Below are 25,845 nucleotides of genomic sequence, written 5' to 3'. Positions count from 1 at the left end.
TCCTTTCCTTCGCCGCAGCAGATATCCGTTTATTATAGCTTTTATTATCTGTTTTAGTGGGTTACGACTAAAATCTGCATAAAAAACCCGCCATAAGGCGGGGTCAGGAACTCACGTAACTATGCTTCCTTACCATCCGGAAGCACAATGTTACTGGCGGCAAGCTGCCCCATGTTGTTGTACATTGCACAGGCGGCTTCAACAATCGGCATCGCCAGCGCGGCCCCGCTGCCTTCGCCCAAACGCATCCCCATATTGAGATACGGCTCCAGTTCAAGATGCGCCAGCGCGGTGCGAGCCCCCTTCTCGGCGGAGAAATGTGACGGGATCAGGTAAGGTTTAATCTGCGGCGCAATCTGGCAGGCCGCCAGCGCAGCGGAATAAGAGAGAAAACCGTCCAGCACGACCGGCAGGCCGCAGGAGGCCGCCCCCAACATAACACCCGCCATGCCAACCAGATCAAACCCGCCTACCTTAGCCAGCACATCGATACCGTCATTACGATCCGGTTGATTGACGGCAATTGCTCGCCGCACAACATCGACTTTATTGCCTACTCTTGAAAGCGGCAGGTTAGCGCCGATACCCACCACATCCTCGGCATCGCTGCCGGTCAGCACGCTGACGATTGCCGCCGCTGGTGTCGTATTTGCCATACCAAGTTCACCGACGCCAAACAGCGTTACGCCATCTTTGGCCAGCTCATGGGTATAGCGGATAACCTCCAGCAGCAGCTCCTCGGCCTGCGAACGACTCATCGCCGGGCCTTGTGCAATATTGCCGCAGCCGCGCGCCACGCGCATATTCACCACGCCAGGGATAAGCTCAGCATCGATGCCGACATCAATCACATGTACCTTTGCCCCCGCCTGAGCGGCCAGCACACAAACGCCTGTCGTGCCACGCGTCATATTAGCAGCCTGAATAGCCGTGACGATTTTAGGCGAAACGGCAACCCCTTCATCCCATACACCGTGATCGGCGCACATCACCAGCATCGCTTTGCCATTCACATGCGGTACGCCCTTCAGACCCGGCATTCCGGCCAGTTGCACGGCGAGCGACTCGAGTCGACCAAGACTTCCTGGCGGTTTAAGCAAGCCATCGACATGCTGCTGTGCACGCAGCATCGCAGCACTATCAGGTGAAGGGATTGCGTGGAGTAAAGAGGTTAAAGTCTGCATAAGGGTTCCAGTATGTTGGCTGACTCAGAGCAGAGCCAGCAGGAAAATCAACTCGCCAAGTTCAATGGCTGCGCCCAGCGTATCGCCGGTCTGCCCACCCAACGTGCGTTTTAATAACTGCCCAAGAATAAAAATCGCCACTATCGTGATAACCAGCGCCGCCACGCCGCGCATGCCAGGAAGAAGCACGGCAGCCAGGATCGCCGCAAATCCCAACGTGACGCAGGTTTGACGCCCGGTGACTTTACCGATAAAGACGTTGCCCAGCCCTTCTTCGCGGGCGTAGCGATGTCGATACATCAGTAAAACAGCGGTACCCCGCCCGGCGACACAAGCGGCTGCAAGCGCCGCCAGCATCGGCGTGCCCCGCAAAGCCAGTTCGCTCACCACCAGCACTTTCGCCAGCAACACGAAAATTAACGCCAGTCCACCGTGGGTCCCCAGGCGGCTGTCACGCATGATTTCCAGCATCCGCTCGCGTCGACGGGCCGAAAAAATACCGTCACAGGTATCCGCCAGACCGTCGAGATGAAATCCCCCGGTCAATAACGCCAGCGTGAGGACTGCAAACAGGGCCGCCAACGGCACCCCACACCAGGGCTGCAGCGCCATAAAGACCAGCCCCGTCAGCCCTCCCAGCACCACGCCAATTAGCGGGAACATCACAATGCCACGTGAATAGTGCTCGAAATCCAGTCCTTGCGACCAGCGAGCAGGAACGGGCAAGCGACTAATAAAAGAGAGCATTGCCCAGAACAACTTACTCATTTAATTTTGACTCCAATTCCTGATACCACCAGCCAGACCTCATCAGCCGCCGCCGCCAGTCGCTGGTTCACACGTCCTGCAATATCGCGAAAATGCCGTGCCAGACGGTTCTCCGGAACAATCCCCATTCCGACTTCGTTAGTGACCAGCACAACCTTCGCCGGACAACGCTGACAGGCCGCAATCAGCGAACGAATTTCATCCTCAATAGATTGCTCCATCGCCGCGTAATCCCAGCTATCCGGGTCGCTATCACCGCCCAGCGCAAACAGCAGGTTAGTCACCATCGTGGTGATGCACTCCAGCAGAATGGCTTCTTGTGGATCGTTTGCTGCCGTAATCAGTTCATCGAGATGTTGCCAGCGTTCGGCTGTCCGCCAGTGCGCAGGACGTCCGTCACGATGATGCTGAATTCGCGCAGCCATCTCCTCATCAAAAATCTGCGAAGTCGCGATATACAAAACGTTTGGAGAATCTGCGATCAGCGCTTCCGCATGCCGACTCTTGCCGCTTCGCGCGCCGCCAGTCACCAGAATCATCATACTGGCTCCCGGTGTTGCTGCATGATGGTATAAATTTTCTCAATATCGATGTGTTGCCGCATCGCATCCGCCAGCAGATCAAACTGCTGCGATTTATATTGCGCGTAATGGAAGGTGGAATCCAGCGGCGCTAACCCTTTACGTTCTCGCAGGCCATTAACCAGCGCACGGGTAAATTCATCGCTGTCGAACAGACCGTGAAGATAGGTGCCGAACGCCAGGCCATCGGCAGTGACCGCGCCATCAGCCACGTTGCCACCGTCTTTACGCAGCGTCATCACCGACCGGCATTCCTCGGTTAATGCCGTTTCGCCCATATGAATTTCATAACCGCGAACGGATAATCCCGCGGTACCCGCCAGCCAGTCCGGCAGCGAGGAGGACATTTGTCCCTCAACCAGGGTCGTGGTTTTGTGCTGGGCAAAATGCGTTACGGTATTGAGCAAGCCCAGACCCGGCAACGTACCGAGTCCTGACTCAACTTCATCAATGATGGTTTCGCCGAGCATTTGATAGCCACCGCAAATCCCCACCACGGGTACGTTATTACGATGTAATTGCACCACGCCATGCGCCATCCCGCTTTCACGCAGCCACACCAGATCGCCCAGGGTGTTTTTGCTGCCGGGCAGAATAACCAGATCGGCCCCCGCCAACTCTTCAGGCTGGCGAACATAGCGCACGCGCACATCCGGCTGTGCGGCAAGCGCATTGAAATCAGTAAAGTTAGAAATGTGTGGTATCTGAACAACGGCGATGTCGATGTCGCGTTTGTCTGTGCGCAAATATTTGCCCTTTTGCAGCGCAACGCCATCTTCATCTTCCAGGTCAACGTCCAGCCATGGCATGACGCCCAGGACCGGAACGCCGGTCAGCGCTTCAATTTGCTCAATCCCGGAATACAGCAACGTCACATCACCGCGAAACTTATTGATGATCACCCCTTTTACCCTGGCGCGTTCATGGTCGTGCAGTAGCGCCAGCGTGCCGTAAATGGAGGCGAACACCCCGCCGCGGTCGATATCCGCCACCAGAACGACAGGGCACTGCGCCATTTCTGCCATCCCCATATTGACGATATCGCGATCGCGCAGGTTAATCTCAGCCGGGCTTCCCGCCCCTTCCAGTACCAGCACATCGAACTCCTGCGCCAGACTGTTATAAACAGACAGGATTTGATCCCGTAGTTTCGGTTTGTACTCGTGGTAGCTCACCGCATCCATATCGGTTGCCACTTTGCCCATCAGCACAACCTGCGCTTTACGATCGCTGGTCGGCTTAAGCAGCACCGGATTCATACGCACATCTGGCGTAATACCGGCGGCCTCAGCCTGAAAAATTTGCGCGCGGCCCATCTCTTTGCCCTCTGGCGTAATGCCAGAGTTCAGCGCCATGTTCTGCGATTTGAACGGTGCGGTACGCAGTCCATCCTGATAAAAAATTCGACACAGACCGGCGACCAACACGCTTTTACCTACATCAGATGCCGTTCCCTGCAACATTATTGCCTGCGTCATGACGCCTCCTTCAGTGCGTTCTCTCGCATACAGCTAAAAAATTCAGCCTCTGTTTTACACAGCGGGAAGCCCAGCTCGGTATGCAGCTTCACCAGCCAGGGCTGAGTTAATCCCGCTTGTTCAATAAGATCCGTCCGGGCAAACACATCACCCGGCGAGCCGTGCGTTAGCACTTCACCCCGGCGTAAGACGTACACGGCATCGCTGACTTCATAGATAAGATCGATATCATGGCTGGAGATAACCACGTGGTTTCCTTGCGCTACGATGCGTTTGATTATCTCAATCATCTGCGTGCGACCTGATGGGTCAAGGCCCGCAGTAGGTTCATCCAGTAGCAAATACTGCGCCTGCAACACCAACGCCCCGGCAATCGCCACACGTTTTTTTTGCCCGTGACTTAAACACTGAATTGGCTGATGGCGAAAATGCTGGGCATCTACCAGCGTGAGCGCATCATCCACCCGGCGGGAGATTTCAGCTTCATCCACCCCAAGGTTGCGCAGGCTGAAGGCAATATCGCTGTCGATATCGGTATAAAAAATTTGCTGGTCGGGATCCTGAAATACGGTTGCCACCTGCTGACGCAGCGCCAGCAGGCCGCGCTTGCTGTAATCCAGCGGTTTGCCTTGCCACATCACCGCGCCTTCCTGCGGGCGCAGTAAACCACTCAGGTTCATAAACAGCGTGGATTTCCCGCAGCCATTAGCACCGACCAGCCCGGTGACGGCATGCGTTGAAAAGTCCAGCGTTAGCCCTTTGAGGATCGGGTCATCCTGATAGCGAAACCAAAGCGCTGAAGTGGCTAGCATACTTTTCCTTACAGGTGAAAATCACCCTGATACAGTTTGATATCCAGTGTGGTGGTCATTTGCTGGTAGCGGATCAACACGCGGGTAAACAGCAATCCCACCAGCATCGCCAGCGAGCGATAGCCCAACGGCAAGCTACGATAACCAAAACGTAGCGTTTGTGCGCGATGAATAGCCAGCGCCTCGTCTAACAGGATAAAAATAAAGCGCCAGGTTAGCAGGATCTGCTCAGTGAGCAGGCGAGGAACGTGCGCGCGTTTGAGTAAGATAATCAATTGCGGAAACGGCAGATTCAGTACCAGCCAGAACGTCGCCGCCAGCGCAGCCAGGCTGCGCCAGAAGGTTTCATTGGCGGTGACAAGCCCTGGCGCGCTAACGCCTAACCAATAGCTTCCAACGGGGATGCTGGCCAGCAGCGTCTGCGGATCGCGGCTAAAACTAAACAGAATGGTCACGACGCCGACCGTCAGAAAACCAAACGGTAATGCCATCCAGCGACACCAGCGCCAGAAGGAAATGCGCAGTAGCCAGCAGCTCAGCGCGGCAATCAGTAACAGCTCAATACCCTGCCCCAACGGGGGCAGAGTAAACGCCAGAATCATCATCATCAGCCAGAGCAAAAATTTCCGCACGGGTGAGACATGAAACCAGCGGCTTTGGTAGCTAAGCCTGTCAAACCCGGTCATCACGGCGTTGCCTGCCCTTGGTGTAACCCAGAATGTAGAAAATCACGGCTGCGCCCAGCGATCCCTGAAGCGTAAACAGCAGGCTTTCAATCTCACCGCTTGCCGGTTCATACAACGGCTGGAACCACGGCTCATAATGTGGGGCAATTGCCTGAATCTGACTCTCCGCCTCACCGTCTGAGCCACCGTACTCTCCACCATGGTTGATAAAGAACGGCAGGATCACCAGCGCCACTACCATCCCTAACAAAATCAGCGTCTTTTTCATCGTTAATGTCCTTGAGCGGTAATCAACTGCCGTTTGGTTAACTGGTCATAAATCATTACGGTGAGCAGACCTTCCGCTATCGCAATTGGGATCTGCGTCAGACAGAAAATCCCCATGAACTTGATGATTGAACCCGTAGCACCGGCGGATGGGTCCGGGAACGCCACGCCCAGTTGCACCGAGGTCACGAAATAGGTGACGAGATCCGCCAGCATCGCGCACAGGAAGACGCAAACATCACGACGCAACCCCGCACGGCAGGCCATTTTCCACACCATGTAACCCACCACCGGGCCAATCACCGCCATCGACATGCCGTTAGCGCCAAGCGTTGTCAAACCACCGTGCGCCAGTAACAGCGCCTGGAACAGCAGGACGATTGCCCCGAGGATTGCCACCACGCCCGGTCCAAACAGGATAACCGCCAGGCCTACCCCGGTAGGGTGCGAACAACTTCCGGTAACAGAAGGAATTTTCAGCGCCGACAGCACAAAAATAAACGCGCCGCACAGAGCCAGTAACACTTTTTGGTGACTATCTTCCTGCACGATTTGGCGCAGCCGCACCAGCCCGTACCACAGGCACGGCAAAAACAGCAGCCACCAGGCCAGCGCCCACATCGGCGGCAAGAAACCTTCCATTATGTGCATGGCGAACGCTTGTTCAGGAACAACCATCAGTAATAGCGCCGCAGCCAACCCGCTGAAAGACAGCTGTTTTAGCTGTTGTTCAAGCTTCATTGTGCATACTCCCACTGTTTATTGACCAGAATGGTCGAGAAATAAGGCAGCGGCTGATCGTCGCTCACCTCATCGAGATGACGCCAGCACTGTTCACCCGGCAGCGTGGCTTCAGACATCATCAATGCACAGCCCAACAAACCCTCTTGTTGCAGCAGCGCTTTGATGCGCGCAAAACGACCGTATACCTTCATCAGCACCAGACTGTCATGCTGCTTTAACGCCTGCTGGATTTCCGCTTCCGGCGCGGTACAGGAGACCACGGCCAGTGACTGTTGCTCCATGGCGAGCGGCGTTTTTGAGCGCGCGGCAATCGCAGCAAAAGAGGTCACGCCCGGGACGATTTCTAACCAGTCAGGACAGCCAATACGCTGGAGTAAAAAAACCCAGGTGCTGAACAGCATGGCGTCGCCAAGTGTAATAAAGCCCACCTGCTTACCCGCTTCGACTTCCTGAACCAGCGCGGCCGCAACGTCATCCCATACCGCCTCTTTTTCGGCGCTGTCAGCACTCATAGGAAAATGGCAGCAGCGAACTTCGGTCTGCTCGCCGATATATTCACGTACGATCGACAGCGCCAGACTGTCGCCACCTTTGCGCCCGGCGGGTGCATAGAGAATATCCAGCGTACCCAGCGTGCGTGCGGCCCGCACGGTGATAAGATCGGAAGCGCCAGGCCCGGTGCTTAATGCGTACAGTTTTCCGCTCATGCCGCTTCCTCCAGCGCCACATTAAGCGCCTGTTGTAAATGCGCCACGAACATAGCGCGAACCGCCGGATTCTCACCCAGACCACTGAGCCACGGCGTAGCCGGTATCCCGGCCGCATTGAACAATGTTTTCCAGGAATCCTCTTCGTCAGAGGCCATATCATTGATGGCATGATCGCCAGCAACTAACATCAGCGGCATCAGATGCACCGCCGTCACCCCTTCCTGAGACAAACTTTCAATCAGCACATCGACTTCCGGGTAGCTTTCCACCGCCCCAACCCGCGCCGGGTAGCGCTGTGCCGTCATCATATGGTCGAGGCAGGCATAGGCAGCAAAGGCATGATGGCTGGCACCGTGTCCCATAAACACCACTTTTTCATTTTCGCCAAGCACCGGCATTTGCTGTTGCAGCGCCAGCATCAGCTGGGCGTAATCGTCATGGCTGCTCAGCAGCGGAACCCCCAGCGTCAGGCGAGAAAAAAGCGGGCGCATGCTTTGCACTTCGCGGACAATTTTTTCGTATTCATCACCGTTGATAATGTGCAACGACTGAATAGCCACGTCCTGATACCCCTGCTCCGCCAGCTTTTGCAGTGCCTGCAGCGGCGTGTCGATCTCAATGCCGTCGCGCTGCTTGAGCTTGCGGATAATCATCCCGGAGGTAAACGCCCGAAACAGGTCGCGGTCAGGGCAACTGGCTGCGAGATCGCTCTCGCAAGCCACAATATTTTTCTCACAGGTGTCGTGATAGCTGGTGCCAAAGCTGACCACCAGAAGCGCCTTTTTCATCTCTAACTCCTTAAGCAGCGGCCAGCCAGCGCGTTAAACGCGCCCCAAAGGCGGCCTGACTTTCCAGTAACTCTTCTCCCGTCACCAACGGTGCCGGACGTGTAATCACGATGCAGGGGATACCAGCATCCAGACAGGGTTGAACTTTTTCCTGATAACCACCTTCCGCACCGGATGCCTTAGTGATCACCACATCAGCCTGACACTGGCGATAAAACGCAGCGTTGAACTCGGCGCTAAACGGCCCGCACAATGCAAAAATCTCACCGACGCCAAATCCCAGGTCCGCGCATTGCTGAATAACCTCGGGTACAGGTAGGACGCGCGCCAGCAGCGTTTTTTCAGGCAACCCTTCGCGCCAGATAGCCAGATCTTTACTGCCGGTCGTCAGCAGCACGCGGTCGCCGAAACGGCGCGCAACCTCGCAGGCTTGCTGAATACTCTGAACGGTATGAAGCTGCGGGTGAGTTAAACCGCTCAACTGCTCAGGACGTTGATAGCGGCTCAGCAGTACCCCCGCCGCTTCGCAGGCGTTCATGATGTTGCGGCTCACCACCTCGGCATACGGATGCGAGGCGTCTATCACCCAGCGCGTCCGATTTTCCTGTAGCCAGGCAATCATTTGTTCGCGCTCCAGACGCCCGCAGCGCACCTGACCTTTGATATCTCCCGCCAGCTGCTTCCCCGTTGGCGTCGCAACTGACAGGGTGTAGGCCACATTGGCTGCGTCCAGTTGCTGGCACAGCATGCGCGCATCGCTGGTACCGCCCATGACCAACACATCACCGTAATTCACAGCACATAACCTCGTGGCGTGATCATCAGACCGTCCTGAACATAGGTTGTTTTGTTGCCAACAATCACAAGGCTGGTCATATCAACCGGTTCAAAGTCCATTTCACCCAGGGTGGTCAACCATTTTTCCTGTTTTTTACGTCCGGCTGACTTCACAATACCCACCGGCGTTTGCGCGCTCTTGCTGGCAGAAAGCAGCTCAAATGCGCGCGCCAGATGTCCTTCGCGACCCCGACTGCGCGGGTTGTAGAAACAGATTACAAAGTCTGCTTCGCCGGCAGCCACTATGCGTTTTTCGATAACTGGCCACGGAGTTAACAGATCGCTCAAGCTGATGTGGCAGAAGTCGTGCATCAACGGCGCACCCAGCAAAGAGGCGGCGGCAATGCTGGCCGTCATTCCTGGGATCAGCCTGACCTCAACGTCTAGCTTTTGCTTGCTGACAAGCTCAAGCACCAGCCCGGCCATACCGTAAATCCCTGCATCACCGCTGCTGATCAGCGCCACATTGTGACCTGCCTGCGCCAGTTCGATCGCCGCCTGGCAGCGTTCAATCTCTTTGCACATCCCGGTTTTGATCACCTGCTTGTCGCCAGTGAACGCTTTTACCAGGTGGGTGTAGGTTTTATAGCCAACGATGATTTCCGCTGCCTGCAATGCTTCAACGGCTTCCATGGTCATCATTGCCTGCGAGCCAGGGCCAATTCCAATTACGCTTAACATCAGTGTGAAACTCCCAAAGTGATAGTGACGCCCTGTTCTCGCAGGGTCTCGCCTAACAGTTTTCCGTGGCTCAGCAGCCAGGCTGCAGGACCGGAAACGCTTCCTGTACCCACCGTTTTGCGAACAAACGATGAGGCCGGAAAACGGTGTTCATGCTCACGCAGCGCGTCAGCAGTAAAGGTTTCGAAAGGAACGCGACAGCACGAAGCCAGTTGGATAAGTCCCTGTTCATCTTTTTTCAGCGTGATACTGCCAATCGCTTTTAGCGCCAGCGGATCGAGCTGCTGGGCTTCGAGTTGCCTGGCAAGCAGCGCGGCCAGCAACGGGAACGGCGTGTCACGACGACAACCAATTCCGGCCACAACACGCTGCGGCACCAGCTTCCAGTGCGGAACCGGCAGATCGGGTAAGTTGGTGCGTAAGGTGATACACACCAGCGCATCCAGTTCAGGAAGCTGATTGAGATCGGTTACCGTGATAAATCCGCGCCGGTCGCAATGACTGACATCCTGCGTCAGTTCATCATCCCACCACAGCCCCACCCGCTTATTACTGACCAGCATCTGATTAACGATCTTCACCGCCGAACGGAAATCACTCATCCGGGCATTCAGTTGAAATGCCAGCGTATCCAGTGCCGCCATATCGTTGACATCCGTCGCCGTGGTGATCACCGGATCGGCGCCCAACATGCCCGCCAGATACCGCGCCAGCGCATTGGCACCGCCCGCGTGACCGGAGAGCAGGCTGATGACATGCTGGGCGCGTTCATCAATGACCACCACCGCCGGATCGCAAAATTTGTCGTTGACCAGCGGGGCCAGCACGCGCACCGCAATGCCGGTCGCACCGATAAAAATCAGCGCCGAGTAATTCGCAAACGCTTCGCGGGCGGTATTCGCAAAGCCGTTTTCGAAAGGAATGAATCCCTCCTCCAGCAGCTTTTCACTGGTAAAACAGGTGACCGGCAGCATGGCCGCCAGACGTTTTGCCAGCGTAACGCCTCCCGGGGTCAGGCAAAAAAGCGCAATTGACTCAGGCTTTACGGTATTCATGGCTAAAGTCCGCCGCATAGAGTTTGGAGTAGTGATACTCCGAGCCCAGGAAATTACCGACCAGAATAAGGGCCGTTTTACGGATGCCCGCATCACGAACCTTGTCGCCAATATCCGCCAGGGTACCGCGCACGGTCTGGCTTTCCGGCCAGGTTGCCTTGTAGATCACCGCCACGGGCGTGGTCGCCGGATAACCGCCTTCAATCAAACGCTCGGCCACACGATGAATACGCTGAACGGACAGATAAATCGCCATAGATGTCTGGTGACTGGCAAATGACTCCAGCTGTTCGCGCTCCGGCACCGGCGTGCGTCCTTCCAGGCGGGTAATGATCAGGCTCTGTGAGACCTCAGGCACGGTATACTCAACGCCCAACTCCGCCGCCGCACCAAGGAATGCGCTGACGCCGGGCACCACCTGCCAGTCAATCCCGCGTTTGGTCAGTTCCTCGCCCTGCTCGCGCACGGAACCGTACAGCGAAACATCGCCGGTTTGCAGACGCACCACGGTCTTACCCGCTTTCACTCCGGCTTCCATCAGATCAAGGATCTGCTCCAGATGCAGTTCAGCGCTGTCGTGGCATTCAGCACCAGCAGGACAATATTCCAGCAGTTCGGTGTTAATCAGCGATCCGGCGTAGATAACAACCTGCGCCTGCTGTAGCAACCGGTAACCTTTGAGGGTAATCAGCTCGCGATCGCCAGGACCTGCGCCAACAAACCACACGCTACGGGGATCAAAAATCTCAGACATGGTTTCCTTCCTTCTGACAGGCGATAACAAATACGGGGTTATTCGGTTTGAAATAGTGACCACTGCCAAGCGTGGTAAGCGAGGAAACCTGTAGCTGCAGGCAATCCACTCCCGGTACGCCAAGATGGTCCAGATGTGCCAGCGCGGTGTTGAGGTTTTCCTGGAGGATGAATGTCATCACCAGCCGCCCTGCGGGATGCAATTGACGCATTGACCAGTCAATCAGTTCAGTCAAATGGCCACCGCTGCCGCCCATGAAAATAGCATCGGCTTTTTCAGCGATGGTCATCGGCGCAACACCGGGAAAAATGTCGATGTTTGCACAGGCAAAATGCTGGCGGTTTTCATCCAATAACCTGAGCGCCGCCGGGTTACGCTCGATTGCCGTCACGCGCAATCCAGGGTATTGCAGCGCGGCTTCTATCGACACGCTGCCGGTTCCTGCGCCAATATCAATCAGGTGACTGGCGCGGTGTAATTCAAGTTTTGAGAGGGCAAGTGCACGTACCGCTTCTTTGGTCATCGGCACTTTCTCTCCACGTAAAAACAGCTCATCTTTCATCAAGGATCACCACTGCATTCATGTCATAGTCGGCGTTAACTTCGTTCACAGGCAGGAAATGGATCCGTTCGTTTTCCATTGCCAGGTTTTCGCCAATCACCATCCAGCGATGTCCCTTGCCTCGTGCAATGAGCTGCTGCGCAATTTCACGCGGGCCACACTGCGCATCTGTCACCATCGCCACCTTGTTATGTCGCGCCAGTTCATCGAAACAGACGCTGCGACCATGGCTACTGGTCAGCCACATATCGTTCATATCAATACCGGACTGCGCACACAGGTACTGCACCGCGCTAATACCGGGAATAATGCGCACATTTTCAATACCGAAATGCGCCACCATGCGCGTCCCGATGCCGTAAAACAGCGGATCGCCAGATGCCAGCACCACAACGCGTTGCTCCTGGTGCGCGCAAATCCAGTTCAAGAGTTCGAGAATATTGGCGCCGAGAACAAACTGTTCACCGGTAAAATCCGGGAATTGCTGCAAATGTCGCTTTCCACCGACCAGAACATCAGCCGTTGCGACCGCTTCACGCGCAGCAGGCGTCATCAAATGCAAACCGGCTGGTCCCATCCCTACAACGGTTAACATTGCATCTCCTCAGCAATCTCTGCGACCGGGCGATTACTTCCAAGCACCTGATTATCAAAAGAGAACATGATGGCGTCACAGGTCGGGGGATTTTTGGTAAAGCGCAACGTTTGCAGGACGCGCATACAGATGCGCTTAGCCAGATGGTTGTAAATGTGCTGAAAACCGTATGCTTCTATGTGTTCCATCGCCGCCTCGGTGGTATCGCAGTCGCTGACCAGCGTGAGCAGTTCCAGCGGCGCCCCCAGTAACGCGAGGTGGGCCACCAGCGTTTCCATGCGAGCATCGGCAATATGGCTGTGGGTATGAAAGATCCCCGCCGCAATTTTGACGAGCTTACCAGGGTGTCCCACCAGCACAATTTGTCGGAACCCCAGGCGTACGGCTTCTTCAATCATGTAGCCGACAAAATTGCTCATAGTGACCACAACCTGGGTGTCGATCCCCATCTGCTCACGCACAAAACGTTCGCCGTGGTTTCCTGGCACCAGTACGACACGCTCCAGCCCCGCCGCTCGCTTAATTTCCAGCTCCAGCGACAGTGAACGTTTCCAGCTTTCTTCTGACATCGGCGTGACGATCCCAGTCGTACCAATGATCGAAATGCCGCCCAGAATGCCAAGGCGGGAGTTGTAGGTTTTTTGTGCCCGCTCTTCGCCTTCCGGCGCGAAAATTTCAATTTGCGCCCCACGATTCGGACCAATCGCCTCACGAACCGCAGACTCAATGGTCTGGCGAGGTGTGCGATTAATCGCCGAACTGCCCACCGGCAGGCCGATCCCTTTGCGGGTTACCGTGCCGACGCCTTCCCCGCCCTGAAGGGTTATCTCTTTGCTATCGTTTAACGTCACGCGGGCAAAAATCAGCATGCCGTGGGTAGCATCCACATCATCGCCACCGTCTTTGCGGATGGCGGCTATCGCCTGCTGTCCTTCGATATGCGGTGACTCTACGTTCAGACACAGCGTCACACCTGATGGCGTCACGATAGAAACCTGATGGATCAGGTGCTGGCGCAATACCATCAGCGCCGCCACTTTTGCCGCCGCCGTCGCGCACGATCCCGTGGTATATCCTTTACGCAGCGCTTTTCCGTTGTGCCACACCGGCGTATCGAAGGACTCGCTCATCGCGCCCCCTGCATGTGATAAAGCATGGCGTTGACGATCGCGGCGGCGACGTTACTTCCCCCTTTACGACCTAACGCAGCAATGGCGGGCAGATTGCTTTGGGTCAGTGCATCTTTCGACTCTTCTGCACCGACGAACCCAACCGGTACGCCAACTACACCACTGACGGCCACATCATGCTCAAGCAGGCGGAACAGCGCTGTCGGCGCGTTGCCAAACACAAACAGCTTTTCACCCTCTTCCTTCACCGCAATGTCAACGGCCGCCATTGACCGGGTAATGCCCTGCTCTTTTGCCGTCCGCACGACCCGCGGGTCGCTGATGTAGCAGCGGCATTCGCCACCGAATTTTGCCAGCAGCGTTTTATTAATCCCGGAAAGGGCCATAGTGGTATCGGTATAAATCACGCTCGAACGGCTAAGCGCCGCACAGAACTGCTCCAGCACATCACTGGAAAACCACAGAATGTCCAGCCAGTCGAAATCCGCTGTCGTGTGAATAACCCGCTTGATAATGGCTTCATGTAACGGGCTGGCAAACTGATAGTCCGGGCGGGTTTCACGGATGATCTCGCCAATAATGTCGAAACTTTTGGCCTCAATCGCCTGGGGTTGCTGGATATATTGCATTGTGTTGTCCTCAGGCCACACCGACCAGCAGCCACCGCAGCGCAATAAACAGCGCCAGTGCCAGCATCGATGCCACCCACATCAATCGAATCGTATGGGAAATGTCGTCTACCGAAATGTCGCGTTGTGCATCACCGATCCACGGTTTCTCAACGCGCTCGCCAAAGTAGTCATTAGGACCACCCAGACGAATTCCTAATGCCCCGGCAACGGACGCTTCTGACCACGCGCAGTTTGGGCTGCTGTGGTTGTAGCGATCGCGCCAGCCAATCTGCAAAGCACGCGCGCCGTCCTGGCGACATAAAAATGCCGCTACGCCCAGCAGCAGCCAACTTAGTCTCGCGGGAATATAATTTGCGACATCGTCCAGACGAGCGCTGACCATACCGATAGCGCGGTATTTTTCATGTTTGTAGCCCACCATGGAGTCAAGGGTGTTTACCGCTTTGTAGGCCATCGCCAGAGGCGCACCGCCGAGGAGCAAGAAGAACAGCGGCGCGATGATGCCATCAACGGTGTTCTCAGCCACGGTTTCCACTACGCCGCGATTGATCTGCTGTGGCTGTAATTGCGAGGTATCACGTCCCACAATCCATGACAGCTTTTCCCGACTTGCAGCAAGGTTACCGGCACGTAGCGGACGCTCGACATCCTGCGCGGCGTTTGCCAGGCAGCGCCCGGCCAGCACGGTAAAGATCATCCAGACCTCCACCACCCAACCAAGCCAGGGATGAATAGAGTGCGCCAGCGCCAGTACTCCCCAGGACACAACCCAGGTCAGCCCCACCACCACAATCCACATCACCCCGCCACCGATGCGTAGCGCACGGTCGCTATGGCAGTAACGCCGAACAACCCGTTGCACCGCAGAAATCAGATTGCCAATCCAGCGTACCGGATGCGGCCAGTTCTGCGGATCGCCGATGATAAAATCAAGCAGCCAGGCAACACACCACGCGAGGATGGTCATAGTGCGCTCCTCGCGGCTGCCAGCCAGTGGTTAAGCATCTGCGGACGTTGAGCAAAATGAACGTGTAGATAGCTGGCGAAGGTATTTCCCACCTGCCAGCCGCCGGACCAGGCTTGCAGCGTTTTGCCATCGCGCACTTTGCGACAGTTCATCACCGCGGAGGTTTCAGGGGTAAAATCGGAGTAGTGGAATTCATGTCCGCGCAGCACTTCGCCTTCTGCAGCTAACAACGTTTGCTGCGCGGCCTGCGCTTCGCAGTAGCCAAATCGGGTCAGACGTTTTCCCATTTTGCTGTGACCGGGAATGATATCCGCCATCAGCCAGGTATCACCCTGACTGTCTTCCAGCGAACTGCCGAGATACATCAGCCCCCCGCACTCGGCATAAATCGCGACACCCTGCTGGTGCGCCGCCCGCAGTTGGTTAAGCATTGCAACATTACGGGCCAACGCCGCAGCATGTAACTCAGGATAGCCGCCCCCCAGCCAGATCATCTGACAGTCGGGTAAACAGGTGTCGTGCAACGGACTAAAACGGACAATTTTAAGCCCCGTGCGCTCCAGTAGCGCAATGTTGTCCGGGTAGTAGAAATTGAACGCTTCGTCATCGGCGATGGCAAGCGTTAGCCCTGCTCCGGCGTCTGCGGCGGGCAGCGCTGGCCATTCACCCGCAGGAAGCGTGTCTAACTGGCTTAATCTCAGCAGCGCGTCGATATCAAGGGTTTGCTCCAGCGTCGCGGCAAACGCCTGCCACGGCTTCTGGTTGATAACCGACTCACGCGCGGTAACCAAACCCAGATGACGCTCAGGAAGCGCAACGCCTTCCATACGGGGAACGTAGCCTAAGACGGGTACAGCGCAGTAACGCTCAATCGCCACTTTCAGGAGCTGGTAATGCGTTTCGCTGTTAACCCGGTTAACAATAACGCCGGCAATATTCAGGGTTGGATCAAAATGCTGAAACCCCATTACCGTCGCGGCGATCGAGGTGGAAACGGCTTTGCCATCAACCAGTAGGATAATCGGACAGTCTAACTGTTTGGCCATCGCGGCGGTGCTGCAGTAGTTTGGGTCGGTGCCGTATCCATCATACAACCCCATAACGCCTTCAATAACGGCGATATCCGCATGTTGCATGTGCTCGCGAAATAAAGCATTCAGGGTGGGGACGGGAAGCATGAAGCTATCAAGATTGCGGGAAGCAGTGCCGCATACCGAGGTATGCCAGCCGGTATCAAGGTAATCGGGGCCTACTTTGCAAGGCTGGACGCGTAAACCGCGTTTTTTCAACAAGCTCAACAAGCCCAGCGTCACCGTGGTTTTACCACAGCCGCTTCCGGTACCTGCAAGAACAAAAGCGTGAAAATTGGCCGCCATACCCTGATCCTGTTCAGGGTGGTAGGGGTGTAAAGATACCCAGTCTCTCGACTGTATGCATCTGAACCACCCACTTCCCACCGAAGTTGTTGGTAGTCACTGACAGGCAGGTCTTCTGGCTTAGCGTCATCCTCACCCGTCCTTCCCAATCTTGCGATCAGTGGTCAATACGGGGTCGTCAGCATCACAGCAGCGGGGGCTGCGGGGGATTCTCACCCCCTTCCCTACCACAAATGTGGCAAACCTGTCAGTTCAAGAGCCTGATTAATTAAGCTCTCTGTTATGAGGTAAATTCACGACCTCATGACAATAATTCAATTTAATATCTTGCCGGGTTCATTCAACCAATTACCTGGCATAAACCCACTTATTCATATGCTCGCATTCTGAATGAAAGTGCCAACAAAGAATAAAGAAAGTCATTCACAGAGACACTGTATCTCATCACAAAAATAAAAACTGGTGCAGTTTATCCCTCTAATACTATTATTTTGTTGCGCTATGACAATTTATTGACTGCTGTCGCTACTTTTCATTTTATAATGACTGGCATAGCGCCCTATATCAAAAATCGGCAATAGCAAAATATTGCCATTTAAGCGGATTCGCCACGTGAAATGACATTTATTTGCTGGCGAAATGCCTGCGGCGTGACCTGATACGTTTGACGAAAAACTTTGCAAAAATAACTGGTTTGCGAAAATCCTAAATTACGCGCAATGCTGGCTATGCTCCAGTCACTGTGGCAAAGCAGCTCTTTTGCACTGGCCATTCGCTGCTGGTTTACCCATGCGTTAAAACCGATACCATGATATTTTTTGAACAATTTGCTGAAATAGTAAGGGCTAAGGTAAACATGAGAGGCGACATCCTCCAGACGCAATTCGTCTGATAAATGCGCATCAATATAGCGCAGTGCTTTTTTCATTTTGCTGTCATGAGGATTGGTGCTGCGGTTAGCGCGTACTGGCTCTGACTGCTGCGGGTTATCTTTGATAACCACAAAATTAAGTTGTTTCTTAAGGCAATTTTCTACGATGAGCTTCAGCAGATCCGCTGAGGCGATGACTCGCGAATAGTCCATTTCCGGTACATTACGAAACTCGTTGACCAGTTCGGGATCGGCTTGCCAGCGGTCATCTACATTCAGAATATCAACCAAACCAACATCGTTACTTAAGCGTACCTGGCCACAAAGTACAAACCCTACCAGGTGCCCCGCAATGACCAGCGGAATTGAGAAATCGGTAAGTCCGGCGTGACAGCGATAGATGCAGGGTTGATCGGATTTAGAGGCTTCCAGCCCTCCACAGCGATCGCTCATACGACAACGGGTACTGTGCTGAGGATGCTGACGCATCAACTGGCAAAAAGGGGTGAAATTAAAAAGCTCAGAAATTTCATCACCGTGAATATTGACAACCACAACGGCCAGACTGGTGGCCTGCGCAAAATCCTGTGCGATTTTATTAATGAGTTCTGAGTTCAGGGCACTCGCAGAAATCATGATAAAACCTCTCAGTTAATTTATTGTTATAAATAAAACATATTATTCACATTCATTTTCACCCTGCCATCCTGAGCATTGATGAAAGTCGTAATTGAACATAACAAAAGTCTCCCATTCTTGGGAGACTTTTTGGGCAGTTCAGGATACCGGATCACGAAAACAGTTTTTACTTTTCAAAAATAAACTTCTTCTGTGAAGCTAGCTCTCATTTTCGTCCAGCTTACACGTATTACAGGGTAAATTTTTGCCAATCAAATAACGATAAATTGCTGCGCCCGCGCACGCGCCGATGATTGGGGCAACAATCGGTACAATGAAATAAGGGATATCACGCCCGCCGGTCATCGCAACCTCTCCCCACCCGGCCATCCAGGCAAACAATTTAGGACCAAAATCACGCGCCGGATTCATCGCAAATCCGGTTAGCGGACCGGTGGATGCGCCGATAACAGCAACCAGAATACCAATCAGCAATGGCGCCAACGGACCTTTAGGAACGCCGTTACCGTCGTCAGTCAGCGCCATGATCATCCCCATAAGAATGGAGGTAATCACCACTTCGACCAACGCTGCCTGCCAGACGCTGAGCGCCGCCGCAGGATAGGTACTAAAAATACTGGCAAGGTGCAGGCTTTCCAGACTGCCGCGCACCATCTGGTGGGCCGACTCATACTCGGTAAACAGACTGCCGTAGAGCAAATAAGCCAGCAAAGCGCCACCAAAGGCCCCCGCGACCTGCGCCACAGTGTAAGGTAATACTTTGCGCCCCGGAAAACAGGCAAACAGCCACAGTGCGATGGTGATAGCAGGGTTGAGATGCGCGCCAGAAATCCCGGCCGTCAGGTAGACTGCAAGCGAGATCCCCAGACCCCAAATGATGCAGATCTCCCACAATCCCAGGCTGGCACCTGCGACTTTCAGAGCGCTCAGGCAGCCAATACCAAAAAACAAAAACAGCCCGGTACCCAAAAACTCAGCAATGCATTGCGCTTTTAGTGAATCGTTCATTGTGACACCTTCTAAGCAGAGTTCGTGTCTTTACCAGCGGACTCCTTACTGGCAAGTAGAATACTTCGAGGCTTACTATAAAAGGCCGTATCAGCAAATTGTTGGCATTCTGCGGATAGCTTGCCCTTTAAAATCGTGGCGCAATAGCAAATTCTTGCTACGCACTTTATTAAAACATTAGAGACAATCGGGATTACGCGTATTACACGGACATTTTCAAAACAATAAAATATTGCTATTAGCAGAAATCCGTTTTCAAACCACCATCACAATTTCATTTTTTTCGCATAGCAAATGATATTTATAATGTCACCAGAAAAAGTGTAAATGTGGAACTGACATAACTAAATAATCATATCAATAAAATTTAATATATCCATTAAAAACAATAAGTTAAAATAATTAATAGCAATTTTATATCACCTTACCTCTATTATTTTTTCACTCTCAATTTCAAGTCAGCCATTCTTTTTCCTCGCTTCTTTTTATAGTCATGAACATCGGGACAACCCAGGCGAGGTCTTTATGCAACAAGAAGCGTTAGGAATGGTAGAAACCAAAGGCTTGACTGCAGCCATAGAGGCCGCAGATGCAATGGTGAAGTCAGCCAATGTAATGCTGGTCGGCTACGAAAAAATTGGTTCGGGGCTGGTAACAGTCATTGTCCGCGGCGATGTTGGCGCAGTCAAAGCAGCAACAGATGCAGGTGCCGCCGCAGCACGTAATGTGGGAGAAGTGAAAGCCGTACACGTCATCCCACGCCCTCATACCGATGTAGAAAAAATCTTACCGAAGGGAATTAGCTAATGAGCAGCAATGAGCTGGTTGATCAGATCATGGCGCAGGTGATTGCTCGCGTGGCAACGCCGGAACAGCAGGCTATCCCTGAAAATAATCCTCCAACACGAGAAACGGCTATGGCAGAGAAAAGCTGCAGTTTAACGGAGTTTGTCGGTACTGCGATTGGCGACACCGTCGGTCTGGTAATCGCCAACGTGGACAGCGCCCTACTGGACGCAATGAAACTTGAAAAACGGTATCGCTCCATTGGCATCCTTGGCGCGCGTACTGGTGCAGGCCCGCACATCATGGCCGCAGATGAAGCGGTAAAAGCCACCAATACTGAAGTCGTCAGTATTGAGTTGCCACGTGATACCAAAGGCGGCGCGGGTCACGGTTCGCTGATTATTCTCGGCGGCAACGATGTTTCCGACGTGAAACGCGGAATTGAGGTTGCGCTGAAAGAACTGGATCGCACCTTTGGCGATGTGTATGCCAACGAAGCCGGTCACATCGAGATGCAATACACCGCACGCGCCAGCTACGCGCTGGAAAAAGCCTTTGGTGCACCGATTGGCCGTGCCTGTGGCGTGATCGTCGGCGCCCCGGCATCCGTTGGTGTCCTGATGGCTGATACTGCGCTGAAATCCGCCAACGTGGAAGTTGTGGCCTACAGCTCCCCTGCCCATGGCACCAGCTTCAGTAACGAAGCCATTCTGGTCATTTCAGGCGATTCCGGCGCTGTACGTCAGGCCGTTATCTCCGCCCGCGAAATCGGTAAAACCGTACTCGGGACCCTCGGCTCAGAACCGAAAAACGATCGTCCGTCCTACATCTGATATCTGTGAGGCTGATTCATGAGATCGAAAAGATTTGAAGCACTGGCGAAGCGCCCTGTGAATCAGGATGGCTTCGTTAAGGAGTGGATCGAAGAAGGCTTCATTGCGATGGAAAGCCCGAACGACCCTAAACCGTCGATTAAAATCGTCAACGGTACAGTCACAGAACTGGACGGCAAATCCGCCAGTGAATTTGACTTAATTGACCATTTCATTGCCCGCTATGGCATTAACCTGGCGCGCGCTGAAGAAGTCATGGCGATGAACTCAGTAAAACTTGCCAATATGCTTTGCGACCCTAACGTGAAGCGCAAAGACATTGTGCCGCTGACCACCGCAATGACCCCGGCAAAAATTGTCGAAGTGGTGTCCCATATGAACGTCGTTGAGATGATGATGGCCATGCAGAAAATGCGTGCTCGTCGTACACCGTCTCAGCAGGCGCACGTCACTAACGTTAAAGATAATCCGGTGCAGATTGCCGCTGATGCGGCTGAAGGCGCCTGGCGCGGATTTGACGAACAAGAAACGACGGTTGCCGTTGCGCGTTATGCACCCTTTAACGCCATTGCGCTGTTAGTCGGCTCACAAGTTGGGCGCCCTGGCGTATTAACCCAGTGCTCGCTGGAAGAAGCGACCGAACTTAAACTCGGTATGTTAGGCCACACCTGTTACGCGGAAACCATCTCTGTCTATGGTACTGAACCCGTCTTTACCGACGGCGATGACACGCCATGGTCGAAAGGTTTCCTCGCCTCTTCCTACGCCTCACGCGGTCTGAAAATGCGCTTTACCTCCGGTTCTGGCTCAGAAGTTCAGATGGGTTACGCCGAAGGTAAATCGATGCTTTACCTTGAAGCCCGCTGTATTTACATCACCAAAGCCGCTGGCGTACAGGGTTTACAAAATGGCTCAGTAAGCTGCATCGGCGTGCCTTCCGCTGTGCCGTCAGGCATTCGTGCGGTGTTAGCTGAAAACCTGATCTGTTCCTCCCTGGATCTGGAGTGTGCCTCCAGCAACGACCAAACCTTTACCCACTCGGATATGCGTCGTACTGCCCGCCTGCTGATGCAGTTCCTGCCGGGTACTGACTTCATTTCTTCCGGTTATTCCGCTGTACCGAACTACGACAATATGTTTGCGGGTTCGAACGAGGATGCCGAAGATTTTGACGACTACAACGTTCTCCAGCGAGACCTCAAGGTAGATGGGGGTCTGCGTCCGGTTCGTGAAGAAGACGTTATCGCCATTCGTAATAAAGCGGCACGTGCACTGCAGGCCGTCTTTGCCGGGATGGGATTACCACCAATCACTGATGAAGAAGTGGAAGCGGCGACTTACGCCCACGGTTCGAAAGATATGCCGGAGCGAAACATCGTTGAAGATATCAAGTTTGCGCAAGAGATCATCAATAAAAACCGTAACGGTCTGGAAGTGGTGAAAGCCCTTGCTCAGGGCGGGTTTACCGATGTCGCTCAGGACATGCTCAACATCCAGAAAGCCAAGTTAACCGGGGATTATCTGCATACCTCCGCCATTATCGTTGGCGACGGACAGGTGCTATCCGCAGTAAATGACGTCAATGACTATGCCGGTCCGGCAACAGGTTATCGCCTACAAGGCGAACGCTGGGAAGAGATCAAAAACATCCCTGGCGCACTTGATCCCAACGAACTTGGCTAAGGGGTGAAAAATGGAAATCAATGAAAAGCTGCTGCGCCAGATAATTGAAGACGTACTGTCTGAAATGCAAACCAGCGACAAACCCGTCTCATTCCGCGCATCGACAGCGGCTAGCGCGCCACAGGCTGCAGCGGCGCAGGGCGACAGCTTTCTGACCGAGATTGGCGAAGCCAAACAAGGCCAGCAGCAAGACGAAGTGATTATTGCCGTAGGTCCCGCGTTTGGACTGTCGCAAACCGTCAATATCGTAGGGATCCCGCATAAGAACATTTTGCGCGAAGTGATTGCGGGTATTGAAGAAGAAGGCATTAAAGCGCGCGTTATCCGCTGCTTTAAATCCTCCGATGTGGCATTTGTCGCCGTGGAAGGTAACCGTCTGAGCGGTTCCGGGATCTCTATCGGCATCCAGTCAAAAGGCACCACGGTAATCCACCAGCAGGGGTTACCGCCGCTTTCTAACCTGGAGCTGTTCCCTCAGGCACCACTTCTGACGCTGGAAACCTATCGTCAGATCGGTAAAAACGCCGCGCGTTATGCCAAGCGTGAATCTCCGCAACCGGTCCCTACTCTGAATGACCAGATGGCTCGTCCTAAGTACCAGGCGAAATCGGCCATTCTGCACATTAAAGAGACCAAATACGTCGTGACGGGCAAAAACCCGCAGGAACTGCGCGTGGCGCTTTGATAAAGGATAACTCCATGAATACCGACGCAATTGAATCGATGGTTCGGGATGTGCTGAGCCGGATGAACAGCCTGCAAGACGAGCCCGTGACGCCGGCCGCGGCGAGTTCACCAGCACATACCGCGAAAGTCACGGATTACCCTCTCGCGAATAAACATCCTGAGTGGGTAAAAACCGCAACCAACAAAACTCTGGATGACTTCACGCTCGAAAATGTTCTGAGCAACAAAGTGACGGCGCAGGACATGCGCATCACCCCTGAAACGCTGCGCCTTCAGGCGGAAATCGCCAAAGATGCCGGACGTGACAGACTGGCGATGAACTTCGAGCGTGCCGCTGAGCTAACCGCTGTACCTGACGATCGCATTCTTGAGATCTACAACGCGCTGCGCCCATACCGCTCAACGAAAGACGAGCTGATGGCTATCGCTGACGATCTCGAAAATCGTTATCAGGCAAAGATCTGTGCAGCTTTCGTTCGTGAAGCGGCAGCGCTGTACGTTGAGCGTAAAAAACTCAAAGGCGACGACTAACTCAGGGACAGGATCATGCGATATATAGCTGGCATTGACATAGGCAACTCATCAACGGAAGTCGCTCTGGCTGCCCTCGATGAGTCTGGCGCACTGAGCATCACCGGCAGCGCGCTGGCAGAAACCACCGGAATTAAAGGCACATTACGTAATGTGTTTGGTATTCAGGAGGCACTTTCGCTGGCAGCAAAAAATGCCGGTATCAATGTCAGCGATATTTCGCTAATCCGTATTAACGAAGCCACCCCGGTCATTGGCGACGTCGCGATGGAAACGATAACCGAAACCATCATCACTGAATCCACCATGATCGGCCATAACCCTAAAACGCCGGGCGGCGTCGGATTAGGCGTTGGCGTCACTATTACGCCGGAAGACCTGCTCAGCCGTCCGGCGGATACGCCCTATATTCTGGTGGTGTCATCGGCCTTTGATTTCGCCGATGTCGCCACGATGATTAATGCCTCCGTCCGCGCCGGATACCAGTTAACTGGCGTTATTTTGCAGCAGGACGATGGCGTGTTGGTCAGTAATCGTCTGACCCACCCCCTGCCTATCGTCGATGAAGTCCTTCATATCGACCGCATCCCGTTAGGTATGCTGGCTGCCATTGAGGTCGCAATTCCAGGAAAAGTCATTGAAACGCTTTCTAACCCTTACGGGATTGCGACCGTTTTTGGCCTCAACGCCGACGAGACTAAAAACATTGTCCCGATGGCGCGGGCGCTGATTGGCAACCGTTCTGCCGTGGTCGTGAAAACGCCATCAGGTGATGTGAAAGCACGAGCCATTCCTGCCGGAAATCTGGAGCTACAGTCGCAGGGTCGTACCGTACGGGTCGACGTTGCAGCTGGCGCTGAAGCGATTATGAAAGCCGTTGGTGAATGCCCAAAACTGGATAACGTCACCGGAGAGGCTGGCACCAATATTGGCGGCATGCTGGAGCATGTGCGCCAGACAATGGCTGAATTAACTAACAAACCCAGCCACGAAATTTTTATTCAGGACCTGCTGGCAGCCGATACCTCGGTTCCCGTCAGCGTGACCGGCGGACTAGCCGGTGAGTTCTCGCTGGAACAGGCTGTCGGCATTGCTTCCATGGTGAAATCAGACCGCCTGCAAATGGCGATGATTGCTCAGGAAATCACGCAAAAGCTCAACATTGACGTCCAGGTTGGCGGCGCCGAAGCCGAAGCTGCCATTCTGGGGGCCTTAACCACCCCCGGCACGACGCGGCCACTGGCTATTCTGGACCTCGGTGCAGGATCGACCGACGCCTCCATCATCAACCCGAAAGGCGAAATTATTGCCACGCACCTGGCGGGTGCGGGCGATATGGTCACGATGATTATTGCCCGTGAACTGGGGCTGGAAGACCGTTATCTCGCTGAAGAGATCAAAAAGTACCCGCTGGCGAAAGTCGAGAGCTTGTTCCATCTTCGCCACGAAGATGGCAGCGTCCAGTTCTTCCCTACACCTCTCCCGCCAACGGTTTTTGCCCGCGTATGCGTAGTAAAACCCGATGAACTGGTGCCACTGCCAGGCGAACTGGCGCTGGAGAAAGTCCGGGCCATTCGCCGCAGCGCTAAGGAACGCGTTTTCGTCACCAACGCACTCAGAGCGCTACGTCAGGTGAGTCCGACCGGGAACATTCGGGATATTCCTTTTGTGGTGCTGGTTGGCGGCTCATCCCTGGACTTTGAAGTTCCGCAACTGGTCACCGATGCGCTGGCGCACTATCGCCTGGTTGCCGGGCGCGGCAACATTCGTGGCACCGAAGGTCCGCGCAACGCGGTCGCGACAGGGCTGATTCTCTCCTGGTACAAGGCATTCGCTCATGGAAAGTAATCTCACCACGCCAGCCATCGTTATCTTCGCCACTGCTGGATGCACTGACGTCTGGAGTGATGTGTTGCTGGGTATTGAAGAAGAAGGGATCCCCTTTGTGATTCAGGAGAGCCCGTCAACTGACGTTATCCACAACGCATGGCTGGCGGCTTGCCAATCGCCGCTGCTGGTTGGCATTGGCTGCAGTCGCGAAAAACTGGTCGTGCACTATAAAAACTTACCCACATCAGCGCCACTATTTACGCTGACGTATCAACAAGATAACCACGCCCGACGCAGCATTGGTAATAACGCTGCGCGGCTGGTTAAAGGCATTCCGTTTCGGGAATGCCACTCATAACCCACAGGAGAA

29 protein-coding genes and 1 riboswitch are annotated in these 25,845 nt (G+C 54.2%); of the genes, 7 read left to right on the top strand and 22 right to left on the bottom strand.

Going from position 1 to position 25,845, the window contains the following annotated elements; all coding sequences use genetic code 11:
- Positions 1-119: 119 nt before the first annotated feature.
- The 22 genes from cobT to pduF all read right to left on the bottom strand — a co-directional run bounded on the left by cobT (position 120) and on the right by pduF (position 19,125).
- Positions 120-1,184, bottom strand: coding sequence for a nicotinate-nucleotide--dimethylbenzimidazole phosphoribosyltransferase (cobT, locus tag GFC06_RS13365; protein WP_016156857.1), 1,065 nt, complete (start codon positions 1,182-1,184; stop codon positions 120-122).
- Positions 1,185-1,208: 24 nt separating this feature from the next.
- A complete protein-coding gene (gene cobS / locus GFC06_RS13360) occupies positions 1,209-1,952 on the bottom strand; it encodes an adenosylcobinamide-GDP ribazoletransferase (RefSeq protein ID WP_047415506.1) in 744 nt (247 codons plus the stop codon).
- Positions 1,949-2,494 carry a bifunctional adenosylcobinamide kinase/adenosylcobinamide-phosphate guanylyltransferase gene (gene cobU / locus GFC06_RS13355; protein ID WP_016156859.1) on the bottom strand — a complete coding sequence of 182 codons (546 nt, stop codon included), beginning with the start codon at positions 2,492-2,494 and terminating at the stop codon, positions 1,949-1,951. Before cobU ends, cobS begins: the two co-directional genes overlap by 4 nt.
- The gene (locus tag GFC06_RS13350) at positions 2,491-4,011 is read right to left on the bottom strand and encodes a cobyric acid synthase (RefSeq protein ID WP_047499037.1); all 1,521 of its coding nucleotides are present in this window, start codon (positions 4,009-4,011) and stop codon (positions 2,491-2,493) included. Before GFC06_RS13350 ends, cobU begins: the two co-directional genes overlap by 4 nt.
- Positions 4,008-4,823 carry an energy-coupling factor ABC transporter ATP-binding protein gene (locus GFC06_RS13345; RefSeq protein ID WP_046275697.1) on the bottom strand — a complete coding sequence of 272 codons (816 nt, stop codon included), beginning with the start codon at positions 4,821-4,823 and terminating at the stop codon, positions 4,008-4,010. The genes GFC06_RS13350 and GFC06_RS13345 overlap by 4 nt, the downstream gene beginning before the upstream one ends.
- A gap of 8 nt (positions 4,824-4,831) precedes the next feature.
- Positions 4,832-5,509 (bottom strand): energy-coupling factor ABC transporter transmembrane protein, encoded by a 678-nt coding sequence (locus tag GFC06_RS13340; protein ID WP_047499035.1) that lies wholly within the window; start codon positions 5,507-5,509, stop codon positions 4,832-4,834.
- Positions 5,496-5,777: an energy-coupling factor ABC transporter substrate-binding protein gene (locus GFC06_RS13335; RefSeq protein ID WP_047499033.1), complete on the bottom strand. Its 282-nt coding sequence runs from the start codon at positions 5,775-5,777 to the stop codon at positions 5,496-5,498. Before GFC06_RS13335 ends, GFC06_RS13340 begins: the two co-directional genes overlap by 14 nt.
- A gap of 2 nt (positions 5,778-5,779) precedes the next feature.
- Complete coding sequence (cbiM, locus tag GFC06_RS13330; RefSeq protein ID WP_016153516.1) at positions 5,780-6,517, bottom strand: cobalt ECF transporter S component CbiM; 738 nt, start codon at positions 6,515-6,517, stop codon at positions 5,780-5,782.
- Positions 6,514-7,227: a cobalt-factor II C(20)-methyltransferase gene (locus GFC06_RS13325; RefSeq protein ID WP_016156863.1), complete on the bottom strand. Its 714-nt coding sequence runs from the start codon at positions 7,225-7,227 to the stop codon at positions 6,514-6,516. Before GFC06_RS13325 ends, cbiM begins: the two co-directional genes overlap by 4 nt.
- The gene (gene cbiK, locus GFC06_RS13320) at positions 7,224-8,018 is read right to left on the bottom strand and encodes a sirohydrochlorin cobaltochelatase (RefSeq protein ID WP_019077091.1); all 795 of its coding nucleotides are present in this window, start codon (positions 8,016-8,018) and stop codon (positions 7,224-7,226) included. Before cbiK ends, GFC06_RS13325 begins: the two co-directional genes overlap by 4 nt.
- A 10-nt stretch (positions 8,019-8,028) precedes the next feature.
- Complete coding sequence (locus GFC06_RS13315; RefSeq protein ID WP_047499027.1) at positions 8,029-8,814, bottom strand: cobalt-precorrin-6A reductase; 786 nt, start codon at positions 8,812-8,814, stop codon at positions 8,029-8,031.
- On the bottom strand, positions 8,811-9,536 hold the full coding sequence (locus GFC06_RS13310) for a precorrin-3B C(17)-methyltransferase (RefSeq protein WP_003030278.1): 726 nt from the start codon (positions 9,534-9,536) through the stop codon (positions 8,811-8,813). The genes GFC06_RS13315 and GFC06_RS13310 overlap by 4 nt, the downstream gene beginning before the upstream one ends.
- A complete protein-coding gene (gene cbiG, locus GFC06_RS13305; RefSeq protein ID WP_016153520.1) occupies positions 9,536-10,591 on the bottom strand; it encodes a cobalt-precorrin 5A hydrolase in 1,056 nt (351 codons plus the stop codon). Before cbiG ends, GFC06_RS13310 begins: the two co-directional genes overlap by 1 nt.
- Positions 10,572-11,345 carry a cobalt-precorrin-4 methyltransferase gene (locus GFC06_RS13300; protein ID WP_003030275.1) on the bottom strand — a complete coding sequence of 258 codons (774 nt, stop codon included), beginning with the start codon at positions 11,343-11,345 and terminating at the stop codon, positions 10,572-10,574. Before GFC06_RS13300 ends, cbiG begins: the two co-directional genes overlap by 20 nt.
- A complete protein-coding gene (locus GFC06_RS13295) occupies positions 11,338-11,907 on the bottom strand; it encodes a decarboxylating cobalt-precorrin-6B (C(15))-methyltransferase (protein WP_016153521.1) in 570 nt (189 codons plus the stop codon). Before GFC06_RS13295 ends, GFC06_RS13300 begins: the two co-directional genes overlap by 8 nt.
- Complete coding sequence (locus tag GFC06_RS13290) at positions 11,897-12,502, bottom strand: cobalt-precorrin-7 (C(5))-methyltransferase (protein WP_019077093.1); 606 nt, start codon at positions 12,500-12,502, stop codon at positions 11,897-11,899. The genes GFC06_RS13295 and GFC06_RS13290 overlap by 11 nt, the downstream gene beginning before the upstream one ends.
- Positions 12,496-13,632, bottom strand: coding sequence for a cobalt-precorrin-5B (C(1))-methyltransferase CbiD (cbiD, locus tag GFC06_RS13285; RefSeq protein WP_016153523.1), 1,137 nt, complete (start codon positions 13,630-13,632; stop codon positions 12,496-12,498). Before cbiD ends, GFC06_RS13290 begins: the two co-directional genes overlap by 7 nt.
- The gene (locus GFC06_RS13280) at positions 13,629-14,261 is read right to left on the bottom strand and encodes a cobalt-precorrin-8 methylmutase (protein ID WP_008785140.1); all 633 of its coding nucleotides are present in this window, start codon (positions 14,259-14,261) and stop codon (positions 13,629-13,631) included. The genes cbiD and GFC06_RS13280 overlap by 4 nt, the downstream gene beginning before the upstream one ends.
- Positions 14,262-14,271: 10 nt before the next feature.
- Positions 14,272-15,231 carry an adenosylcobinamide-phosphate synthase CbiB gene (cbiB, locus tag GFC06_RS13275; RefSeq protein ID WP_153690253.1) on the bottom strand — a complete coding sequence of 320 codons (960 nt, stop codon included), beginning with the start codon at positions 15,229-15,231 and terminating at the stop codon, positions 14,272-14,274.
- Positions 15,228-16,607 (bottom strand): cobyrinate a,c-diamide synthase, encoded by a 1,380-nt coding sequence (locus GFC06_RS13270; protein ID WP_153690252.1) that lies wholly within the window; start codon positions 16,605-16,607, stop codon positions 15,228-15,230. The genes cbiB and GFC06_RS13270 overlap by 4 nt, the downstream gene beginning before the upstream one ends.
- Before the next feature lie 88 nt (positions 16,608-16,695).
- Positions 16,696-16,870, bottom strand: a riboswitch (cobalamin riboswitch).
- A gap of 332 nt (positions 16,871-17,202) precedes the next feature.
- Entirely contained in the window at positions 17,203-18,114 is a 912-nt protein-coding gene (gene pocR, locus GFC06_RS13265; protein ID WP_016153526.1) for a transcriptional regulator PocR, read from the bottom strand.
- Positions 18,115-18,315: 201 nt separating this feature from the next.
- Positions 18,316-19,125, bottom strand: a complete 810-nt coding sequence (gene pduF, locus GFC06_RS13260) for a propanediol diffusion facilitator PduF (protein ID WP_153690251.1) — start codon at positions 19,123-19,125, stop codon at positions 18,316-18,318.
- A gap of 525 nt (positions 19,126-19,650) precedes the next feature.
- On the opposite strand from pduF, the gene pduA reads away from it, so the two are divergent.
- The 7 genes from pduA to GFC06_RS13225 are packed head-to-tail and all read left to right on the top strand — an operon-like array spanning position 19,651 to position 25,833.
- On the top strand, positions 19,651-19,932 hold the full coding sequence (gene pduA, locus GFC06_RS13255; RefSeq protein ID WP_003030255.1) for a propanediol utilization microcompartment protein PduA: 282 nt from the start codon (positions 19,651-19,653) through the stop codon (positions 19,930-19,932).
- Positions 19,932-20,744 carry a propanediol utilization microcompartment protein PduB gene (gene pduB / locus GFC06_RS13250; protein WP_016153528.1) on the top strand — a complete coding sequence of 271 codons (813 nt, stop codon included), beginning with the start codon at positions 19,932-19,934 and terminating at the stop codon, positions 20,742-20,744. Before pduA ends, pduB begins: the two co-directional genes overlap by 1 nt.
- An 18-nt stretch (positions 20,745-20,762) precedes the next feature.
- Positions 20,763-22,427 (top strand): propanediol dehydratase large subunit PduC, encoded by a 1,665-nt coding sequence (gene pduC / locus GFC06_RS13245; RefSeq protein WP_153690250.1) that lies wholly within the window; start codon positions 20,763-20,765, stop codon positions 22,425-22,427.
- A 10-nt stretch (positions 22,428-22,437) separates the two neighbouring features.
- The gene (gene pduD / locus GFC06_RS13240) at positions 22,438-23,112 is read left to right on the top strand and encodes a propanediol dehydratase medium subunit PduD (RefSeq protein WP_003844241.1); all 675 of its coding nucleotides are present in this window, start codon (positions 22,438-22,440) and stop codon (positions 23,110-23,112) included.
- Positions 23,113-23,126: 14 nt separating this feature from the next.
- A complete protein-coding gene (gene pduE / locus GFC06_RS13235; RefSeq protein WP_153690249.1) occupies positions 23,127-23,645 on the top strand; it encodes a propanediol dehydratase small subunit PduE in 519 nt (172 codons plus the stop codon).
- Between the two features lie 15 nt (positions 23,646-23,660).
- A complete protein-coding gene (locus GFC06_RS13230) occupies positions 23,661-25,493 on the top strand; it encodes a diol dehydratase reactivase subunit alpha (protein WP_153690248.1) in 1,833 nt (610 codons plus the stop codon).
- On the top strand, positions 25,483-25,833 hold the full coding sequence (locus GFC06_RS13225; RefSeq protein ID WP_016156873.1) for a glycerol dehydratase reactivase beta/small subunit family protein: 351 nt from the start codon (positions 25,483-25,485) through the stop codon (positions 25,831-25,833). Before GFC06_RS13230 ends, GFC06_RS13225 begins: the two co-directional genes overlap by 11 nt.
- Positions 25,834-25,845: the final 12 nt, after the last annotated feature.

Origin of the sequence: Citrobacter braakii (assembly GCF_009648935.1) — a bacterium.
Lineage (GTDB): Bacteria > Pseudomonadota > Gammaproteobacteria > Enterobacterales > Enterobacteriaceae > Citrobacter > Citrobacter braakii.
The sequence above is the reverse complement of the archived record's forward strand: the minus strand, read 5'-3'. Positions and strand labels throughout refer to the sequence as shown.

Coding starts and splice junctions, on each gene's coding strand:
- pduF (WP_153690251.1), bottom strand. CDS start 19,125: ATGAACGATTCACTAAAAGCGCAATGCATTGCTGAGTTTTTGGGTACC.
- GFC06_RS13270 (WP_153690252.1), bottom strand. CDS start 16,607: ATGGCGGCCAATTTTCACGCTTTTGTTCTTGCAGGTACCGGAAGCGGC.
- GFC06_RS13225 (WP_016156873.1), top strand. CDS start 25,483: ATGGAAAGTAATCTCACCACGCCAGCCATCGTTATCTTCGCCACTGCT.
- cbiB (WP_153690253.1), bottom strand. CDS start 15,231: ATGACCATCCTCGCGTGGTGTGTTGCCTGGCTGCTTGATTTTATCATC.
- pduA (WP_003030255.1), top strand. CDS start 19,651: ATGCAACAAGAAGCGTTAGGAATGGTAGAAACCAAAGGCTTGACTGCA.
- GFC06_RS13340 (WP_047499035.1), bottom strand. CDS start 5,509: ATGACCGGGTTTGACAGGCTTAGCTACCAAAGCCGCTGGTTTCATGTC.
- GFC06_RS13345 (WP_046275697.1), bottom strand. CDS start 4,823: ATGCTAGCCACTTCAGCGCTTTGGTTTCGCTATCAGGATGACCCGATC.
- cbiM (WP_016153516.1), bottom strand. CDS start 6,517: ATGAAGCTTGAACAACAGCTAAAACAGCTGTCTTTCAGCGGGTTGGCT.
- cobT (WP_016156857.1), bottom strand. CDS start 1,184: ATGCAGACTTTAACCTCTTTACTCCACGCAATCCCTTCACCTGATAGT.
- cobS (WP_047415506.1), bottom strand. CDS start 1,952: ATGAGTAAGTTGTTCTGGGCAATGCTCTCTTTTATTAGTCGCTTGCCC.
- cobU (WP_016156859.1), bottom strand. CDS start 2,494: ATGATGATTCTGGTGACTGGCGGCGCGCGAAGCGGCAAGAGTCGGCAT.
- cbiD (WP_016153523.1), bottom strand. CDS start 13,632: ATGAGCGAGTCCTTCGATACGCCGGTGTGGCACAACGGAAAAGCGCTG.
- GFC06_RS13280 (WP_008785140.1), bottom strand. CDS start 14,261: ATGCAATATATCCAGCAACCCCAGGCGATTGAGGCCAAAAGTTTCGAC.
- GFC06_RS13300 (WP_003030275.1), bottom strand. CDS start 11,345: ATGTCTGAGATTTTTGATCCCCGTAGCGTGTGGTTTGTTGGCGCAGGT.
- cbiG (WP_016153520.1), bottom strand. CDS start 10,591: ATGAATACCGTAAAGCCTGAGTCAATTGCGCTTTTTTGCCTGACCCCG.
- GFC06_RS13325 (WP_016156863.1), bottom strand. CDS start 7,227: ATGAGCGGAAAACTGTACGCATTAAGCACCGGGCCTGGCGCTTCCGAT.
- GFC06_RS13335 (WP_047499033.1), bottom strand. CDS start 5,777: ATGAAAAAGACGCTGATTTTGTTAGGGATGGTAGTGGCGCTGGTGATC.
- cbiK (WP_019077091.1), bottom strand. CDS start 8,018: ATGAAAAAGGCGCTTCTGGTGGTCAGCTTTGGCACCAGCTATCACGAC.
- pduE (WP_153690249.1), top strand. CDS start 23,127: ATGAATACCGACGCAATTGAATCGATGGTTCGGGATGTGCTGAGCCGG.
- GFC06_RS13290 (WP_019077093.1), bottom strand. CDS start 12,502: ATGTTAACCGTTGTAGGGATGGGACCAGCCGGTTTGCATTTGATGACG.
- pduD (WP_003844241.1), top strand. CDS start 22,438: ATGGAAATCAATGAAAAGCTGCTGCGCCAGATAATTGAAGACGTACTG.
- pduB (WP_016153528.1), top strand. CDS start 19,932: ATGAGCAGCAATGAGCTGGTTGATCAGATCATGGCGCAGGTGATTGCT.
- pocR (WP_016153526.1), bottom strand. CDS start 18,114: ATGATTTCTGCGAGTGCCCTGAACTCAGAACTCATTAATAAAATCGCA.
- GFC06_RS13350 (WP_047499037.1), bottom strand. CDS start 4,011: ATGACGCAGGCAATAATGTTGCAGGGAACGGCATCTGATGTAGGTAAA.
- GFC06_RS13230 (WP_153690248.1), top strand. CDS start 23,661: ATGCGATATATAGCTGGCATTGACATAGGCAACTCATCAACGGAAGTC.
- GFC06_RS13295 (WP_016153521.1), bottom strand. CDS start 11,907: ATGAAAGATGAGCTGTTTTTACGTGGAGAGAAAGTGCCGATGACCAAA.
- pduC (WP_153690250.1), top strand. CDS start 20,763: ATGAGATCGAAAAGATTTGAAGCACTGGCGAAGCGCCCTGTGAATCAG.
- GFC06_RS13310 (WP_003030278.1), bottom strand. CDS start 9,536: ATGTTAAGCGTAATTGGAATTGGCCCTGGCTCGCAGGCAATGATGACC.